Below are 16,569 nucleotides of genomic sequence, written 5' to 3'. Positions count from 1 at the left end.
CCCATTTCTGCGAGAATAGGCATCGTAGTTGTTACAGAAACACAGGCAAATGCAGGATTGCCGGAAATGAACATTTCATGCAGGACGCAATGAATCTGGTGGTATTAGCATGCGCGGCGGTAGCGGCGCTGGCTTTTGGAGTGCTGGCGGCATATGGAATCTGCCGGGCAGCTTTTGCCGCGCTGAGGATTCACGCACGCTCGTATGCTGCTGCTCCGCAACCCAAACCGGAAATTGCGCGCGTCGTTTAGCAGAAGATTTTCGAGGAAGACAGAAGGCCGCCTGAAGAGGCGGCCTTTTCTATTGCGGATTTGCCTGCTGCTGTTGCTGCTGCATCTGCCGCGCGCGTATGTCCTGTAGTTCCTGCAGGAGCTGCTGTGGTGTCTTTACGCCATTGTTCGATCCCGGCTGCCCTGGCTGTTGCTGTTGCTGTTGAGACTGGTCCGGCGGCGGGTTTCCATCAGATCGCGGAGGCACTGGAGGCGGCGTATCGGGTGTGTCGGGCGTGTCCGCCGTGGTGTCAGCATCATCCGCGCTGGCGTTATTGTTCGGCGAAAAGGCCTGTGCCTGCGAAGCCTGTGGCCCCTTCGCAAGGCCGCTGCTGCGGGGCGTAAGCAGCAGTTGCCGGGGCGCCCCGTTCTCGAGACTGCCTGACATCACCACGTTATAACCCAGGCCATCGAGCAGGGAAGCCACCACTTCGCGTGGAGTTCCCGGACCGTAGCTGCCGAAAATACGTTGGTCGCGCGAAACGCCGTCGACCGTCATCCCGGTCTTCGAAGAGATATTCTGCAGAATGCCGGAAAGCGAGGAATTGTCCGCTTTGACTATCAGCTTCCCGTTATCAAACTGAATCTGCGCCGGTTTTGCGGGATCATCGAGCAGCGATGTTAGCCTTGGCGGAGGCGGAGCTGCTGCCGGCTGCGGATCTGCAACCGCTGGCGATGGCTTGACGCGCGGGTTCGGAGTGCTTTGCGCCCATGTTATGGTGGCAGTGACTGCATAGAGCACGACGAAAAACACGACTTGGCGAAATGGCAGAGAAGAACGCATTCAGTCAGAGACCCTCTCGTCAGAGAGCCTCTATGTACTAGACTAGCAGTGGTTTGAATTTGCTCGCGAAAATTTGTTTTCGACGTATGAATTGCTGGCGATTTATCTTCCTTTCATTTGCCCTTCTGCCGGGAGTGGCAGGTGCTGTCACCTGCACCACGCAATCGCAAATGACAGACGCGCAGAGAACCGCCTACCTCCAGGGAGTGCACAGCCTGACCACGCAGATCCAGTCGGGAAACGTTTCTGCTGTCAAAGCGAACACCATAGCCAGCGTAGCGGCGCAGTTTGATCCCATCGCCGCAACCATCCAGTCCATCTCGCCGAACCTGCAAGGTGCTACGTTTGCCATCCAGAACCTCTACAACCTGAATGCCTCGGAATTAAAGGCTGCGGCCGACACGCAGTTTTTTTGCAGTGTTGCGGGTTCGCAGATGATTATCACCATTTCTCTGTCGCAGTTGCCGCCGGGCAATTATGCCCTGGCGCTGGTACACGCCACCGGAGGCAAGCAGCCGCAGCAGATGGCCATCATTCTGGCCAATGATCCAACGGGAAGCGCAAGCTGGAAGCTGGCCGGCTTCTTTGTCCGTCCGCTCACCTATGCCGGGCATGACGGCGTCTGGTTCTGGACGCAGGCCCGCGACTACGCAAAGAAGAAGCAGGAGTGGAACGCTTATCTCTACTATCAGACTGCCGCTTACCTGCTTGCTCCCGTCGACTTCATCTCCAGCCCGAATCTTGAAAAGCTTCTGAAGGAAATGGACAGCGCGCGTCCCGACGGCCTGCCTGGAAACGAGCCGATGTCGATTGTCGCCAATGGCCAGACCTACCAGGTCACCAATCTGCATACAGATGGTTCGCTCGGCCAGCTCGACCTGGTGGTGAATTACAAGACGGCCGATGCTTCTGATCCTGTCGCGACGCGCAGCCGCAATATTGATGTCATGAAGGCGCTGCTTACCCAGCACCCCGAGCTGCGCGAAGGTTTTCACGGCCTCTGGGTGTATGCGAATGCAGAGAACCAGCGCCCGTTTGGAATTGAACAGCCAATGAACCAGATTCAATAAGTAAAAAGAAAGAAGCTCTTTCCCATGGCGAACGTGATGGAGAAAACTTTGTCTCAGGCGATTGCGCAGCGACGCGCCACGCCCAGCTTTGACGGTTCCCCGATTCCCGACGAGGATTTGAAAAAAATTCTGACCGCAGGCCTGCATGCCCCCAGCGGCTACAACATGCAGCCCTGGCGCTTTGTCGTAGTGCGTAATCCTGAGCAGAAGCGGCGCCTGCGTGGAGCAAGCTTCAACCAGGCGAAGGTCGAAGAAGCTTCCGCAGTCATCGTTGCCTGCGGAGATGCCGATGGCTGGCGCAACGGCGATCTGGAAGAGATGCTGCGTCTGGGCCGCCAGGGTGGCATGCCGGAGAATTATGCGGAGCAGGCAAAGGTCAACATCCCTAACTATCTTTCCAATCATCCGAACTTCCCTATGTGGCTCAACCGCCATGTCATGATCGCTTTCACCAGTATGTTGTGGATGGCGGAAGTGCTGGGCTATGACACTGCTCCCATGGAAGGCTTTGAAGAAGAAAGAGTGCACGAGGTGTTGAAGCTGCCTCTCAGCTATCGCGTCGTTGCCTTGCTCGGCATCGGGCACCTCAAGGGAAGCGACAAATTTAACGGCGGACGCTTCAGCATGGCCCGCACTGTATTCGCCGAAGAGTACGGCAAGCCGATAAAGCTGTAATCTCACCTCATGCAGCGCGAATATCCCGCTGCTCCGGTCATTGGTGTCGGAGCGGTCATCCTTCATGAAGGCAAAATTCTGCTGATCCAGCGAGGAAAAGAGCCGCTCAAAGGCGAGTGGTCCATCCCCGGCGGCGCGCTGGAGCTGGGAGAGACTCTGCACCAGGGCATCCAGCGCGAGGTGCGTGAAGAGACTGGGCTCGAAGTCGAGCCAATGCAGATCGTCGAGGTGCTCGACCGCATCGCCCATGATGACAATGGCGCAGTGCGTTATCACTATGTTCTGGTGGATTTCCTCTGTCGCGTTACTGGCGGCAATCTATGCTGCGCCAGCGACGCCGCAGATGCCGTATGGGCTTTGCGCGAAGAGCTGAATTCTCATGGGAAATACCGCATTGCCCCATTCACGATAGCGGTGATTGAGAAAGCATTCAGACTGTCCAGCACAGCGTGATGGATCGGAAGAATTTGGGTCAGTATTGCGTGTAGAGCAGAGGATAGCTGAGGTTCCGTCTAAAAATTGACTTACTCTGACTTAAGGTGGCTTTCTTCAAGAATTCACAAGAATGTTTTTAAAATAGCGGGCATGAGAGCCCGTCGTTTCCTGTCTTCTGCAGCCGTTCTTCTTGCGTCCACCGCTTCTGTCGCGCTGGCTTCCGAACCGGTCTCGGACTTTCCCGGCGCTTCGGATCTTCACATTCTGACGAGGCCGGCGAACAGCTTCATCATCGGCGCGATGCACATCGACAACGATGAGTACGCGGTTCCGCTAGGGCCGGTGGAGCGTACCGGCGGACTTGGCAAGAGTATGACCGTGACCGGGCCGATCGACACGCTGGCTTATGCGGGGCCGAAGACGGCCTCGTCGCTGACGACCTATACCACACTGGTGAATCAGCTGACGGCCTCGGGCTACACGGAGGTTTGGAGCTGTGCGCGCAAAACGTGTGGGAGCGCGTTCACGCTGGCCAACATTTTGGACAAACCTGTGATCGATGCGACGCATACAGGCGATTGGGCCACGTGGATGATCAACTACCTGGGTGCGACCAACGACGATATCCGCTATGGCGCGTTTCGCAAGGGCAATGAGTACATGCTGGTGATAGGCGCATTGGCTCCGGGTTATCCTTCAGGCGCGCTGGTGATTCGGGTGAACGGCCCATCGAATGAGCCGGTTATGCACGAAGCCGCGACAGCAGCACAGGACAATGGGCAGACGGCTCAGTCGCCAGCGGCTTCGGAGACGAAACAGACTAACTCGGCCACGACTGCGGAAAAGGTGAAGTCGAAGGCGAAATCGATCTGGAATTCGATTCCGCGATAGTTTCGTGGCAGATCTGAGGCGGCGCGTTTCTCTTTCGCGGTTACGGTGAATCCATAAAGGTCAATCCACCTGCCAATTCGCCTCAACGCTCGGGAGCCGCCTCTACCAAATTGACGGCGAACTTCGAGCGCTTACCTTAGGCCCGGGGTCTCCACTTTAAAACAGACGCAGTAAAAGTGAATCAGCTCTCTGAAAATGTCAAGTATCCCAGGGAAATATTGGCCTGTAAGCTGCTCATTTCAGGATATAATCGTTACAACGATCAATGGCATGATATTTCCTCTCTTTCTGATATTCTGAAAATAAGAACGAAATAACAGAAAAGCTCGCCTGGCCCAGGCGAGCTTTTTATTGCCCGGAATCAGGACTTTACACGGAACCTGCCTGTTTTCAATACTTTGCCGGACTAAAAATAGAAACCTTGTGTTTTCAAAGACTTAACGCCCTGGGGGAGGGGGGAGGAGGCCCCCATGGAGGATCAGATCTTATCCGTTTTAGACTGGGTGGCTGTAGGAGGGCTGGGTGGCCCATTCAAGCCCGGGTTTGGCTTGAGTGGGGTGTGCGGCTAAGGGGGCAGCACGATGGTTCTCTCATTCTTGAAACAACACCGGTAAAAAGTGAATCAGCTCTAGCCTTCCCCCTTCCAGACATAAGCATCAGGCTGCGGAAGTCCGATATGTGCGAGTACCCGCGCCACAAATTGCTTCGCCATCGCCATCGAATCTACGGGATGGTTATAGAACGCAGGAATCACGGGATAGATCGTAGCCCCGGCATCGGCGGCCAGCGTCATATTGCGCAGGTGGATTTTGTTAAACGGCGTCTCCCGCACGCAGAGAATCAGAGGATGCCGCTCCTTCAAGCACACGTCTGCGGCGCGCTCGATCAGGTTCTGCGCCAGGCCGTTGGCAATGCCGGCCAGGGTCCCCATGCTGCAGGGAAGAATAATCATGCCGTTCGAAGGATAGCTGCCGCTGGCGATAGGCGCGCCGATGTCAGATTCAGCATACTGATGGATCTTTGAAGAAGGATGCCCAAGCAGCTTTTCTGCCAGAGCATTGCGCCCGCTGAAGCGGAGCTCTTCCGCCAGCACACGCAGCGCGCTCTCTGAGACCACAAAATGAATGCGTGAGACACGCGGATCGGCATGAAGTGCCTGCAGCAGTTGCTGGCCGAAAACGGAGCCGCTGGCTCCGGTGATAGCGACGGTGAGGTTAAAGGATTCGTGGGTCATCGAACGACAGGTACTTGAATCATCTTAGAGCGAATTAGTTTTATTGTGATCGCTGATCGAATTGTCATCCTGACCGGACCCTGAGCAACGCGAAGGGGAAGCGGAGGGGACCTGCAGTTTCCTCCGAAGTATACTCATTCGTAATCCGGCCTAAAGCTGCGAGGGAGCATCCGCAGGTCTTGGCTTGGCCCACATCCGGCGAATGAAGCGCGCCAGCCAGCGGATGATGATGACCGCCAGCACCAGGAATACAAGCGCAATGCCGGCAGCAACATAGGGATGGCGCGTTGCCAGCCAGGTGACGCCTACGGCCATGACATCTTCGCTGGTGCTCAATGCAATATTCGAGATTGGCTCCGGGCTTGGCGTAACTGCGGCGCGTACTGCTGTCTTCGATCCATGCGCGACGACCGCGATGCCCGCGCCGGCTACCGCGGCAAGAAGCTGCATCTCCGGCGAGAGCTGCGCGCTTGCATGATAGGCCAGCAGGGCAGCGACGGGAATGCGAATGAACGTATGCAGCGCGTTCCAGACCATATCAAAGCCGGGAATCTTGTCAGCGAAGAACTCGATGACGAACATCACGCCGCTCACGATAATTACCCACCAGTTGCTGAGAACATCGAGGCCGACCGGCAGCGCAACCCAGTGCGCATGGGCCAGCAGTCCGAGCGTGAGCAGGGTTGCGTAGACATTCAGCCCGGCGGCAAAGCTCGCTGCAATGATGAGAGCGGCGATGGTAGACGGAGTGAAAGATTCCATAGCTGTTCCTTAGCGCTGGCAGCTTGCCGGGTGCTTCTGCCCATTGACGATCACCCAGCCATTATCGGCTCCGCGATGGGTCGCGCAGTGGACATCGTGAATGCCGGCCGCGAAGCGTCCGCGCGAAGGAAAGAACGCCTGTCCATAAGCAAAAACCTGTGCGTTCACCGGCGCGGTTACTACGCCATCAAGGTCGTCATTCGTTACCACCTCTACCAGGCGCGTATTGCCGTCAGGGAAGGTCACACGCAGCGGCAGAACCTGGTGGCTGCCATGCGGTCCGCCGCGCTGCGTACGTGACGAGCTGACGGTGATGCCGCACACCATAACGTTGTCCACTGTCCTGCTTTGATTCGCACTGAGCAGATCGCCAAGCTTCTGGTTGACCTGCGGCGAGCAGTTCTGCGGTATCGGCACATCCCTCTGTGCCATCGCAAACGGAGCAGTCATGCAGGCAGCAAGCAAAATCATCTTTCGAATCGGCATCGCAAAAGAATGGTACAGCAGTCCGCGCCTTTAATCATCAGCGATCTGGATCACCGCAGCCCCGTCGATAGAGTCGTGATACACAGCAGCCAGCGCCTCATTGACCTGATCGAGCGGAAACACGGTAGCGCGCGGACGAATGCCGATCTCCGCTGCCAGCTTCACGAAATCATGCGCATCTTTCCGCGTCATGTTGGCGACGCTGCGCAGCTGGCGCTCGCCCCATAACAGCGAGTCGTAATCAAACTGCGGCATGCGATCGAGATGAATCGCATTGATGGCGACAATCCCGCCCTTGCGCAGCGAGCCGAGCGCCGCCAGCACCACATCTCCACTGGGAGCGAAGGTCACAGCGCGATCAAGCGGGACCGGAGGGCACTCTGTAGCTTCACCCACCCAGTTGGCGCCCAGCTCACGCGCCAGCTGCTGATGCGACTGGCCGCGCGTGGCCACATAGACCTCGCATCCCCAATGCTTGAGCACGTCGATCGTAAGATGCGCCGAAGCCCCAAATCCAAAGAGCCCGACTCGGTCTCCCGGCTGCACCTCGGCAACACGCAGACTGCGAAAGCCGATGATTCCGGCGCAGAGCAGCGGCGCCAGTTCTATAGCCGAAGCAGCTTCAGGAAGAGGAATGCAGAAATCAGCACGGGCAATCGCGTACTCGGCGTAGCCGCCATTCACGCTGTAGCCGGTAAAGACAGGATGATCACAGAGATTCTCAAAGCCCTTATGGCAGAGCAGGCAGGTGCCATCCACGCCGCCCAGCCAGGAAACGCCCACGCGCGCTCCCGCCTTCAAGCCCATAACATCCTTGCCCAACGCATGCACGCGGCCAACAATCTGGTGTCCGGGAGTGACCGCGGGCTGCAGCGGCGGCAATTCTCCGCTGGTGATGTGCAGGTCCGTCCTGCAGACGCCGCAGGCTTCCACCTTGAGAAGAACCTCGCCTGCGCCGGGCTGCGGTACAGGCAGTTCCTCCATCTGAAGGGGGCGCTGTTCTATCGGCGCATTGTGGTGAAGGACGGCAGCTCGCATCACCTGCGATTCTAAATCTACCGTCCGATCAGGTTCCGGATGACCGCCGAAAAGTTCCGCCCCGAGGTCAGCCGCGTGCCATGCTGCATCTCCACCTCATACGTACCTGCGGCCAGCGGATGAATCGCAGCAATGTGCGCAACATTGACGATGTAGCGGCGATGAATGCGAAGAAATCTTTTCGCATCAAGCATCTCTTCCATCTTGCCCATGGTTTCGTTCAGCAGATGAGTTTTGCCGCTGCAGTGCAGTTCCACGTAGTTGTCCGCGGATTCGATCCAGTCAATCGAATCCGCTGCAACAAATTCATAGTGGTTCGTCTTGCGCACGACAAAGCGCTGCGATTCCTGGGTTCGATAATTTGCCAGCAGCGCTTCAAGGCGGAGCGCAAGATGCGACTGCTGATCCCATGCAAGCCTTTCTCGCGCGCGGCCCAGCGCCCGCTCGAGGCGTTCCTCATCCAGAGGCTTGAGCAGGTAGTCGAGCGCATTCAGTTCGAATGCTTCTATGGCGTGTTCGTCATAGGCAGTCACAAACACCGTCAGCGGCATCTGCTGCGGCCCGACAGTGCGTACTACATCAAGCCCGGACGCATCAGGAAGATGAATGTCGAGCAGCACAAGATTGGTCTCGCCGCGTTGGATCGCGTCGATGGCCTCAGACGCATTCGCACATTCACCAGCGATGCCGGCATCCGGAATCGCTGAGAGCAGTCTGCGAATGCCGTTGCGAATCGCAGGCTCATCATCCACGATAAGAATGCGCAATGGCACCATGCGTGGCTGCGTTGCGGGTGTGGAAAGGAAGCTCGATGTGGACAAGGGTTCCTCCGTTCTGCAGCTTCTCGACGGAAAGCTGGTGGCTCTGGGGATACATGCGCATGAGCCGCTCGCGCGTTGAGCCCAGGCCAACGCCCAGACGCAGGCTCTCAAGCGAATCATGCGATGGCCCATTGCCATTGTCTTTCACCGTCAGAATCAGGTGATCTGAATTTTTTTCGCTGGCAACCTCAATCCTTCCTGTACCGGATATGTCACGAAGTCCGTGCAGGATGGCATTTTCTACGAGCGGCTGCAGCAGCAGGCTCGGCACCAGCGCCATTTCTGTTTCCGGATCAATCTCCACGCTCACATGCAGCCGGTCTCCAAAACGGACGCGCTCCACGTCGAGATACGCATTCATCAGCGCGATTTCCGCATTCAGGCTGATCTCCGCCTGGTAGTCGCGCCGGAAGGCAGCGCGCAGCAGCTCGCCGAGACGGGAGAGCATCTTTCGCGCGAGCCGCGGTTCATCCTCCGCAAGCGCTGAAATATTCTCGAGCGTATTGAAAAGGAAATGAGGCTTCAGCCGCAGGCGCAGAGCTTCCAGCTCAGCATTCTTCAGGCAGGTTTCCAGCTTCGCATTTTCCACAGCAAGTTCAGCGGCGATCCGCTGCTGCCGCTCCAGACTGATAATCGTCCGGATAATGGCTCCTGCAATCGCAACCGTGCAGTAGAGAATGAAGGCAAATCCCATCTCTCCCCAGGCCATGGTGTGGAAAAATTTGTATGCATCGAAGTTGCGCTCCACCAGCCGCCACAACAAATCCGAGGATTTCATCACCACAAACGACAGTGCTATGCCAAACAGCAGGAGCATCTGAATGCTGTGTTTCCAATTTTCGCGATTCAATGGAAAGCGCCGCTCGATGCGAAAGACCAGTGGAGTAAACAATATCCACGGATAGTAACAGGAGAGCCACTCAGCAAATTCCCGTAACGAGGCGCTTGCATGTGCTCCATCTGTGCCGATAACGTGACGCAGATATGAAAGCGAAGCGATCAGCGTCCACGCAAAAAAGATTGACAGCCAACCGGGATAGCGCAAGCCAGATTGTATGCGTGTGCGGAGTGTGTCGTGCAGCACAGTCCCATTCTCCGTTGATTGCATCCTATGACTGAATATAAATCGGGCCAAGCGAGGGATATATTGGGTGAAGCGTTGCTGCAGTTCGTCGAACGGTGAATGATTACAATGTGGCTTTACCCCCTAGAGGTGCTGACTTTTGCCCATTCATCCGTCGTCTCCTGTCTCTTTCCGCCCCATGATTGTCGCCGGCGTAATGAGCGGCACCTCTGCCGATGGCATCGACGTTGCCCTGGTTCGCATCAACCCTGACCGCGGAAATCTGAAGCTCGAGTTGCTGGCGCATCAAGCCTTTCCGTATCCAGGTGTCCTACGTCAGGCAGTGCTGGCAGCTATGGATGCGAAATCCATATCAACCGCAGAGCTTGCCCGCCTGAACTGGAGGCTGGGCCAGGCCTACGCAGAAGCCATCCGCAAAACGCTGCTGGCACATCCCTGCAAGCTTGAATTAATCGGATGCCATGGACAGACCATCTACCACCAGGGCATACCCGCGCACTATGCCGGCAGGCAGGTCGCATGCACATGGCAGATCGGCGAGCCAGCTCTTATAGCGGCAGAAATGCGCGTCCCGGTAGTCAGCAATTTCCGCCCAGCGGACATGGTTGCCGGCGGACAGGGAGCGCCGCTCGTGCCGCTGCTCGATTATGTGCAGTTCGCTGATGCAAAACGCGCACGCGTCCTTCAGAACATCGGCGGCATCGGCAACCTGACACTCATTCCACCTGCTTCCGGCATGGATTCGCTTTTGGCTTTCGACACTGGCCCGGGAAACATGGTCATCGATGCATGGATGCAGCAGCTGTTTCAGCAACCCTATGACCGCGGCGGAAAAACAGCAGCGCGCGGACGCATTCTCAATGATGTCGTAGCAGTTGTCTTGAAAGAACCATACTTCAAGGCAAAGCCGCCAAAATCCGCAGGGCGCGAAGAATACGGCACAGCCTTTGCGGAGAAATTTCTGCAAGCCTGCCGTAAAGCCGGCGGCACAGATGAGGATGCGATCAGCACAGCTGCAGCTCTGACTGCGGAGAGCATCACGCTTGCTTTCACCCGATTCGTGCGCCCGAGGCTGAAGCCCAATGCTCCTGTCGATTACATCGTTTCCGGAGGAGGAGCGAAGAACCGCACTCTGATGAAGATGCTGCGCGAACGCCTTGAGCCTCTCGGATGCACGCTGCTCGATACAAGCGCAACCGGCATTCCCGTCGATGCGAAAGAGGCCGCGGCATTCGCACTGCTTGCATATCACACCTGGCACAGGCGTCCTGCAAATGTGCCGTCAGCAACCGGAGCGAAACATCCAGCGATTCTGGGGCAGATCAGCTATGTTTAAGCCCTTTACGCTGCTCCTGATGATCGTTCTGTTCGGAGCCGCCGTAGGATGCAAGCGGCAGCAGCCAACAGGCAGCACAGTCACAGTGCTGATTGAAAGCAGTCCGACAAATCTCGATCCGCGCATCGGTATCGATGCGCAGTCAGAGCGTATCGATTCTCTGCTCTTCGATTCGCTAGTGCGCAAAGATGACCGTTTCAACTTGCAGCCGTGGCTTGCCAAGAGCTGGGACACACCCGATCCGCTGACGTACATCTTTCATCTGCTCGATGGGGTGCATTTCCACGATGGCCGCTCTCTGACTTCAACAGACGTAAAGTACACGCTCGACACTATCCTTCAGGGTAAAGTCATCAGCGTAAAGGCAAATGCTTATCGCACGATTGATCATATTGACGCGCCCGATCCACTGACGATTGTCGTTCATCTAAAGAAGCCTGATCCGGCGCTATTGTGGAACCTGAGCGATGGAGGCTTTGGTGTGGTGCCGGCAGGCAGCGATCGCGACTTCTGGAAGCACCCTGTTGGCAGCGGACCGTTTCAGTTCGTCAGCCAGGAGCAGGACAAGGATGTCATCATCGAGCGCGCGCCGCATTCTTGGCAGCCTCAGCCTGCAATCGAAAGAGTGCGTTTTGCCGTTGTTCCTGACGCCACCACGCGCGCGCTTGAACTGCAGAAGGGCTCAGCTGACGCTGCCATCAATGCATTTCCTGCCGACACAATATCCGCATTACAGCGCGAGCACAATCTGCAAATCGATGCAGGTCCCGGCACCACTCTGATCTATCTCATCTTCAACACACGTGATGCCATACTGCATGATGCACGCGTGCGTTGCGCCATTGCGCTGGCCATCAATCGGACGCTCATCATTCACTCGCTCTATCGCGATCAGGCGCGACTGGCTGAAAGCGTGCTGCCGCCCGAGCACTGGGCGTGGAATGGCAATGTCGATTCCCATGCTTTCGATCTCGCTTCTGCAAATGCAATGCTCGACGCGGCCGGATACCCACGCAAGGCCGACGGCATCCGCTTTCACATCGGCATGAAAACCTCAACCGATGAGACCAGCCGTCTGCTTGCCATGGTCGTACAGCAGCAGCTCTCGCAGGTGGGCATCGCTGTCGACCTCCGCAGTTATGAGTTCGCAACCTTCTATGCAGATGTCAGCCGCGGCATCTTTCAGCTTGCGCCTTCGCGCTGGATCGGCGGCAACGAAGCTCCGGACATCTTTCGCTACTCATTTGCAACATCCAGCTTCCCACCTCATGGAGCCAATCGCGGATTTTATACAAATCCCGAGGTAGACCACCTGCTTGATGATGCGGCCTCGGGTCTTGATCAATCCCGCCAGCAGGCAGACTACGTGCGTGTGCAGCAGATTCTCGCAAGGGAGATGCCTACCATTAACCTTTGGTATCTGGACGCGGTATTGGTGCATAGCCGCCGGCTTCAGAACCTGCACCTGTCGCCCTCGGGCAATTATGATTTTTTGCGCAACGCAACTGTAAAGGAATAAAAAGACATCATGAAGGCTCTTCTGCTTTCCGAATACAAGAAGCTTGAAGTTACAGATTTACCCAGCCCCACACCCGGCCCGGGAGAAGTGCTGGTGAAGGTTGCAGCGTGTGGCATCTGTGGCAGCGACGTCCACGGCTATGACGGCTCCTCCGGTCGTCGCATTCCTCCCATCGTGATGGGCCATGAAGCCGCAGGCATCGTTGCAGAAACAGGAAGTGGCGTGACTGGATTCAAGCCAGGCGATCGCGTCACCTTCGATTCCACTGTCTACTGCGGAGCGTGCAGCTACTGCCGCCGCGGCGAAGTAAATCTCTGTGATTTCCGGCAGGTCGTAGGCGTCTCATGCGGCGACTACCGCCGCGCTGGCGCATTTGCCGAATACATTACTGTCCCGCAGCGTATTCTCTACCACTTGCCTGATTCGTTTGCCTTTCCTGAAGCTGCCATGCTTGAAGCCGTCTCAGTAGCATTGCATGCCGTGCGCCTCTCGGAATTGAAAGGTGGCGAAACAGCGCTTGTGATCGGGGCCGGCATGATTGGTCTGCTCACCCTGCAGGCAGCACGCGCTGCAGGAGCATCGCGCGTGATTGTTACGGATGTGGACGCAACGCGACTCAAGCTCGCAAAAGAAATGGGCGCTGATGAAGTGCTGGTTTCTGGCCCGGATATTGCGAAGCATATCCATGACGTAGACATTGCGCTCGAAGCGGTGGGAAGAAATGAGACTGTGTCCCTTGCTATTGACAGCGTGCGCAAAGGAGGAACGGTGACGCTGATCGGCAATATCGTGCCCGAGGTGACCTTGCCATTACAGAAAGTAGTGACACGACAGATCCGGCTGCAGGGAACTGCAGCTTCAGCCGGAGAATATCTGCAGGCCATCGAACTGATGACCAGCGGAAATATCCGCGTAAAGCCCCTCATCAGCGCGGTTGCTCCGCTCGAAGATGGCCCGCAGTGGTTTTCACGCCTCTATGCGCATGAGCCGAACCTGATGAAAGTGGTACTGGCACCATCTCCGCTGGAGAGCGCGCAATGAGCGAGTTGTTCGATCTCACAGGGCAAGTTGCGATTGTGACCGGCACCAGTCGCGGCCTGGGGCAATATTTCGCGCGTGCTCTTGCCAGGGCTGGAGCTGATCTCATCCTCACCAGCCGCAAGCGCGAAACGCTCGCAGACTTCGAAGCAGAGATTAAGAAGATAGGTCGCCGTGTGCTCTCTTTGGAACTGGACGTCCGCGATCAGGCCAGCATCGAGCGCATGGCGAAGGATGCAGAAGCCGCTTTCGGTCAGATACACATCCTCGTCAACAACGCAGGATGCAATGTACGCAAGCCCGCGCTCGACATAACCTGGGATGACTGGAACTTTGTTCTCGACACCAACCTGCGCGGCAGCTTCTTCGTGGCGCAGGCCATCGCGCGCGGAATGGTCCCACATCAATACGGCCGCATCATTAACATCGGCTCGGTGACAAGCGTCTTCGGATATGCTGGCCTTGCTCCATACACTGCGAGCCGCGGAGGCATCCGCCAGCTTACCATGAGTCTCGCCGATGACTGGGGCAAACACGGCGTCACAGTCAATTGCCTTGCTCCCGGATGGTTCAAGACTGCGCAGAACAAAGTGCTCTACGAAAACCAGGAATGGGTCGACTACCTGGTCGATCGCATACCGTTAAAGCGCCCCGGCGCCCCGGATGACCTCGATGGTGCTATTGTTTTTCTTGCATCGGAATCGAGCCGTTACATCACCGGGCAGACGCTGCTGGTGGACGGCGGCATCTCGACCGGATCAACACGCGCAACTGTCAGTGCAAAGGAAAAGGAATGAGGAAAGCACGAAAGTGGATGATGCTGTGCGGTCTCGTCACCGCAAGTGTTTTGAGCAGCTTCGCGCAGAGCAAAAGTGATCTGCGGGTGTACTTCATTGACGTGGAAGGCGGCCAGTCAACGCTCTTCGTTACGCCCGCAGGCCAGTCGCTGCTCATCGATACAGGCTGGCCCGGCCACGATGGCCGTGATGCCGATCGTATTGTCGCCGCAGCGAAGAAAGCCGGCATCAGCAAAATTGACTACGTGCTCCTGACGCATTTCCACACTGACCACGTTGGCGGAGTGCCGCAGCTTGTCGCGCGCATTCCGGTGGGCACGTTTATCGATCACGGCCCCAATCGTGAAACATCCGATAAAGCTACTGAACAAGGCTACGAAGCGTATCAACAGGCGCTTTCATCTGGAAAGTACAAGCATATCGTAGTGAAGCCGGGAGATGAACTTCCCATCAAAGGAATCAAGAGCCTTGTCATCAGCGCAGACGGTGATCTGATCGATCATTCTCTGGCGGGCGGCGGAGAAGAGAACACATATTGCAAAGCATCAGAGACAAGGCCTCCTGATCAAACAGAGAATGGGCGCTCTCTTGGCGTGTTGCTCACTTTTGGCAAAGTGCGAATTCTTGACCTCGGCGACCTTACATGGGACAAGGAGATGCAGCTTATGTGTCCGGTGAACAAGCTGGGCCATATCGATATCCTCGTCGTCTCCCATCACGGCTGGTATCAAAGCTCGAGCCCTGCGCTGGTCGATGCGATTCATCCGCAGGTAGCCATCATGGACAATGGCGCAACCAAAGGTGGATCGAAGGCCACGCTTGAGACATTCAAGAAAGTTTCTGGCCTCGAAGCGCTCTGGCAGCTGCACTACTCCGAAGAAGGCGGCGCTGACAACACCGCAGATGGTTTCATCGCCAACACAAAAGGCCCGGATACCGGCAACGATCTTGAGCTCTCTGTAGAGCACAGTGGTACTTTCATCATCCTGAATTCACGCACAGGGGTGAAGGAGGGCTATACCGCAAAATGATCTTCACCCGGAATAGGTTCGATCTTCCCCAGCAGGAAGATGTAGCCTGCGATTCCGGCGACAAGATAAGCCGCCGCAACCCCAAAGGCCAGCGCGAAGGAATGCCGCGCCGATACAAGATACCCAGTTACAATCGGCGCGGCGATGCCTGAGATCTGGTTCGCAAAATTAAGAATGCCGCCAAGCGTTCCCACGCTGCCGCGCGGCGCGATTAGCGAGGGGACTGACCATCCCACAGGTGCTGCAGCTGCCAGCCCGCCAATCGAAACGCTGATCCAGAAAAGCGCCTGTGCCGGTGTGTGTGCGTACGCCGCTCCGAGAATGCCGAGTCCAAGGGCCGTGCCGCTAACAAGCACAACCTGGCGGACGCGGCTCGGGTTCCAGCCGCGCTGGATCAGAGCATCCACCAGCCAGCCTCCAACAAAAAGATCAGTAATGGTTGCAAATAGCCACGGCACTCCGGTGTAGAGAAAGGACTGCAATAAATCGATGTGCAGCGTCCGCGATAGGTAAACCGGAAGCCACGTCAGAAGAAGATAGAAAACATAGTTGTAGGAGCCAAATCCCAGTGCAAGGCCGATGACTTTCTTCTGCTGTAAGAGATAGCCAAGCGAAGCATGCTCCGCCGGAAGCGCGGGCACGTATTGCGCTGCGTTGCCATGCACAATATAGCTGCGCTCAACCTCCGTAAGTTTACGATCCTCCCCGGGATCGCGATAAATCCAGTAAAAAAGCAGGAAGTAAAGAAAACTGATCATCCCGGTAACTGCAAAGCTCAGCCTCCACCCGATATGCAGCAATAGAAGGCCAATCAGCGGAACTCCTGTTGCCGGAGCAAACTTGGCTGCGGCATCGAACAGGCTGGTCGCAAAGCTGCGTTCTTCCTGGGGAAACCAGTATCCAACAGCCTTGGCATTTGCGGGAAAAGTTGGCGCCTCACCAATCCCGAGAAGAAATCGCGCGGCAAAAAAGCCTCCAATGTCCGGAGTCAGCGCGGCAGCAAACGACGCCAGGCTCCAGAGAAAAGTGCTGATCCGGCCAACACGGCGTACGCCAAATTTATCGAGCACCACCCCGATGGGCAGCTGGCAAAGCGCATAGGTCCAGTTATAAGCGCCCAGCAGGTAGCCGAAGGTGATATCAGAGATGCCGAACGCCGCATAGAGCGCAGAATGCGAGACCGAAAGGTTGACTCGGTCGAAGTAGTTCACCAGCACTCCCAGGCCCAGCAGGAATGCAATTCTCCAGCGCCGCCGCGGAACAGTTTCTGTGCTCAAGGTCACCTGCCTTCTCAACTAA

Annotated in this window: 18 protein-coding genes; 10 read left to right on the top strand and 8 right to left on the bottom strand. The window is 56.6% G+C overall.

Annotated features, from left to right (window positions below; all coding sequences use genetic code 11):
* The first annotated feature begins 77 nt into the window (after positions 1 to 77).
* Complete coding sequence (locus AC5S16_RS09500) at positions 78 to 251, top strand: hypothetical protein (protein ID WP_493929819.1); 174 nt, start codon at positions 78 to 80, stop codon at positions 249 to 251.
* A 49-nt stretch (positions 252 to 300) separates the two neighbouring features.
* Here AC5S16_RS09500 and AC5S16_RS09495 read toward each other — a convergent pair whose 3' ends face one another.
* Complete coding sequence (locus AC5S16_RS09495; protein WP_493929818.1) at positions 301 to 1,053, bottom strand: hypothetical protein; 753 nt, start codon at positions 1,051 to 1,053, stop codon at positions 301 to 303.
* A gap of 86 nt (positions 1,054 to 1,139) precedes the next feature.
* On the opposite strand from AC5S16_RS09495, the gene AC5S16_RS09490 reads away from it, so the two are divergent.
* From AC5S16_RS09490 to AC5S16_RS09475, 4 genes are all read left to right on the top strand, one after another.
* Positions 1,140 to 2,123 carry a hypothetical protein gene (locus tag AC5S16_RS09490; RefSeq protein WP_493929817.1) on the top strand — a complete coding sequence of 328 codons (984 nt, stop codon included), beginning with the start codon at positions 1,140 to 1,142 and terminating at the stop codon, positions 2,121 to 2,123.
* A 24-nt stretch (positions 2,124 to 2,147) separates the two neighbouring features.
* Positions 2,148 to 2,798, top strand: a complete 651-nt coding sequence (locus AC5S16_RS09485) for a nitroreductase family protein (protein WP_493929816.1) — start codon at positions 2,148 to 2,150, stop codon at positions 2,796 to 2,798.
* A gap of 9 nt (positions 2,799 to 2,807) precedes the next feature.
* Positions 2,808 to 3,251, top strand: coding sequence for an NUDIX hydrolase (locus AC5S16_RS09480; RefSeq protein ID WP_493929815.1), 444 nt, complete (start codon positions 2,808 to 2,810; stop codon positions 3,249 to 3,251).
* A gap of 132 nt (positions 3,252 to 3,383) precedes the next feature.
* Positions 3,384 to 4,124, top strand: coding sequence for a DUF4892 domain-containing protein (locus AC5S16_RS09475; protein ID WP_493929814.1), 741 nt, complete (start codon positions 3,384 to 3,386; stop codon positions 4,122 to 4,124).
* Positions 4,125 to 4,752: 628 nt separating this feature from the next.
* Here the strand turns inward: AC5S16_RS09475 and AC5S16_RS09470 are convergent.
* From AC5S16_RS09470 to AC5S16_RS09445, 6 genes are all read right to left on the bottom strand, one after another.
* Positions 4,753 to 5,358, bottom strand: a complete 606-nt coding sequence (locus AC5S16_RS09470) for a UbiX family flavin prenyltransferase (RefSeq protein ID WP_493929813.1) — start codon at positions 5,356 to 5,358, stop codon at positions 4,753 to 4,755.
* Positions 5,359 to 5,508: 150 nt separating this feature from the next.
* A complete protein-coding gene (locus AC5S16_RS09465; RefSeq protein WP_493929812.1) occupies positions 5,509 to 6,120 on the bottom strand; it encodes a DUF4126 domain-containing protein in 612 nt (203 codons plus the stop codon).
* 9 nt (positions 6,121 to 6,129) lie between these two features.
* Positions 6,130 to 6,591: a hypothetical protein gene (locus tag AC5S16_RS09460; RefSeq protein WP_493929811.1), complete on the bottom strand. Its 462-nt coding sequence runs from the start codon at positions 6,589 to 6,591 to the stop codon at positions 6,130 to 6,132.
* Between the two features lie 45 nt (positions 6,592 to 6,636).
* Positions 6,637 to 7,644 (bottom strand): zinc-dependent alcohol dehydrogenase family protein, encoded by a 1,008-nt coding sequence (locus AC5S16_RS09455; protein WP_493929810.1) that lies wholly within the window; start codon positions 7,642 to 7,644, stop codon positions 6,637 to 6,639.
* 17 nt (positions 7,645 to 7,661) lie between these two features.
* Complete coding sequence (locus AC5S16_RS09450; RefSeq protein WP_493929809.1) at positions 7,662 to 8,420, bottom strand: LytR/AlgR family response regulator transcription factor; 759 nt, start codon at positions 8,418 to 8,420, stop codon at positions 7,662 to 7,664.
* On the bottom strand, positions 8,389 to 9,549 hold the full coding sequence (locus AC5S16_RS09445; RefSeq protein ID WP_493929808.1) for a sensor histidine kinase: 1,161 nt from the start codon (positions 9,547 to 9,549) through the stop codon (positions 8,389 to 8,391). The genes AC5S16_RS09450 and AC5S16_RS09445 overlap by 32 nt, the downstream gene beginning before the upstream one ends.
* Positions 9,550 to 9,688: 139 nt before the next feature.
* Between AC5S16_RS09445 and AC5S16_RS09440 the strand changes: the two genes are divergently transcribed.
* From AC5S16_RS09440 to AC5S16_RS09420, 5 genes are read left to right on the top strand one after another with little or no spacing between them, the layout of a single operon-like run.
* Positions 9,689 to 10,885 (top strand): anhydro-N-acetylmuramic acid kinase, encoded by a 1,197-nt coding sequence (locus tag AC5S16_RS09440; protein ID WP_493929807.1) that lies wholly within the window; start codon positions 9,689 to 9,691, stop codon positions 10,883 to 10,885.
* The gene (locus tag AC5S16_RS09435; protein WP_493929806.1) at positions 10,878 to 12,404 is read left to right on the top strand and encodes an ABC transporter substrate-binding protein; all 1,527 of its coding nucleotides are present in this window, start codon (positions 10,878 to 10,880) and stop codon (positions 12,402 to 12,404) included. The genes AC5S16_RS09440 and AC5S16_RS09435 overlap by 8 nt, the downstream gene beginning before the upstream one ends.
* A gap of 9 nt (positions 12,405 to 12,413) precedes the next feature.
* Positions 12,414 to 13,445: a galactitol-1-phosphate 5-dehydrogenase gene (locus AC5S16_RS09430; protein WP_493929805.1), complete on the top strand. Its 1,032-nt coding sequence runs from the start codon at positions 12,414 to 12,416 to the stop codon at positions 13,443 to 13,445.
* Positions 13,442 to 14,239 carry an SDR family NAD(P)-dependent oxidoreductase gene (locus tag AC5S16_RS09425; RefSeq protein WP_493929804.1) on the top strand — a complete coding sequence of 266 codons (798 nt, stop codon included), beginning with the start codon at positions 13,442 to 13,444 and terminating at the stop codon, positions 14,237 to 14,239. Before AC5S16_RS09430 ends, AC5S16_RS09425 begins: the two co-directional genes overlap by 4 nt.
* Complete coding sequence (locus AC5S16_RS09420; protein ID WP_493929803.1) at positions 14,236 to 15,270, top strand: ComEC/Rec2 family competence protein; 1,035 nt, start codon at positions 14,236 to 14,238, stop codon at positions 15,268 to 15,270. The genes AC5S16_RS09425 and AC5S16_RS09420 overlap by 4 nt, the downstream gene beginning before the upstream one ends.
* On the opposite strand, the gene AC5S16_RS09415 is transcribed toward AC5S16_RS09420, so the two are convergent.
* Positions 15,255 to 16,547 (bottom strand): MFS transporter, encoded by a 1,293-nt coding sequence (locus AC5S16_RS09415; protein ID WP_493929802.1) that lies wholly within the window; start codon positions 16,545 to 16,547, stop codon positions 15,255 to 15,257. The two genes, AC5S16_RS09420 and AC5S16_RS09415, sit on opposite strands and share 16 nt — an antisense overlap.
* Between the last annotated feature and the right edge of the window lie 22 nt (positions 16,548 to 16,569).

The sequence above is a fragment of the Acidobacterium sp. FHG110202_01 genome, from assembly GCF_059115305.1.
The sequence above is the reverse complement of the archived record's forward strand: the minus strand, read 5'-3'. Positions and strand labels throughout refer to the sequence as shown.

Bases quoted from the DNA above. Each gene is read 5' to 3' on its own strand.
- AC5S16_RS09500 (WP_493929819.1), top strand. From the start codon at position 78: ATGCAGGACGCAATGAATCTGGTGGTATTAGCATGCGCGGCGGTAGCG.
- AC5S16_RS09495 (WP_493929818.1), bottom strand. From the start codon at position 1,053: ATGCGTTCTTCTCTGCCATTTCGCCAAGTCGTGTTTTTCGTCGTGCTC.
- AC5S16_RS09490 (WP_493929817.1), top strand. From the start codon at position 1,140: ATGAATTGCTGGCGATTTATCTTCCTTTCATTTGCCCTTCTGCCGGGA.
- AC5S16_RS09485 (WP_493929816.1), top strand. From the start codon at position 2,148: ATGGCGAACGTGATGGAGAAAACTTTGTCTCAGGCGATTGCGCAGCGA.
- AC5S16_RS09480 (WP_493929815.1), top strand. From the start codon at position 2,808: ATGCAGCGCGAATATCCCGCTGCTCCGGTCATTGGTGTCGGAGCGGTC.
- AC5S16_RS09475 (WP_493929814.1), top strand. From the start codon at position 3,384: ATGAGAGCCCGTCGTTTCCTGTCTTCTGCAGCCGTTCTTCTTGCGTCC.
- AC5S16_RS09470 (WP_493929813.1), bottom strand. From the start codon at position 5,358: ATGACCCACGAATCCTTTAACCTCACCGTCGCTATCACCGGAGCCAGC.
- AC5S16_RS09465 (WP_493929812.1), bottom strand. From the start codon at position 6,120: ATGGAATCTTTCACTCCGTCTACCATCGCCGCTCTCATCATTGCAGCG.
- AC5S16_RS09460 (WP_493929811.1), bottom strand. From the start codon at position 6,591: ATGATTTTGCTTGCTGCCTGCATGACTGCTCCGTTTGCGATGGCACAG.
- AC5S16_RS09455 (WP_493929810.1), bottom strand. From the start codon at position 7,644: ATGCGAGCTGCCGTCCTTCACCACAATGCGCCGATAGAACAGCGCCCC.
- AC5S16_RS09450 (WP_493929809.1), bottom strand. From the start codon at position 8,420: ATGGTGCCATTGCGCATTCTTATCGTGGATGATGAGCCTGCGATTCGC.
- AC5S16_RS09435 (WP_493929806.1), top strand. From the start codon at position 10,878: ATGTTTAAGCCCTTTACGCTGCTCCTGATGATCGTTCTGTTCGGAGCC.
- AC5S16_RS09430 (WP_493929805.1), top strand. From the start codon at position 12,414: ATGAAGGCTCTTCTGCTTTCCGAATACAAGAAGCTTGAAGTTACAGAT.
- AC5S16_RS09425 (WP_493929804.1), top strand. From the start codon at position 13,442: ATGAGCGAGTTGTTCGATCTCACAGGGCAAGTTGCGATTGTGACCGGC.
- AC5S16_RS09420 (WP_493929803.1), top strand. From the start codon at position 14,236: ATGAGGAAAGCACGAAAGTGGATGATGCTGTGCGGTCTCGTCACCGCA.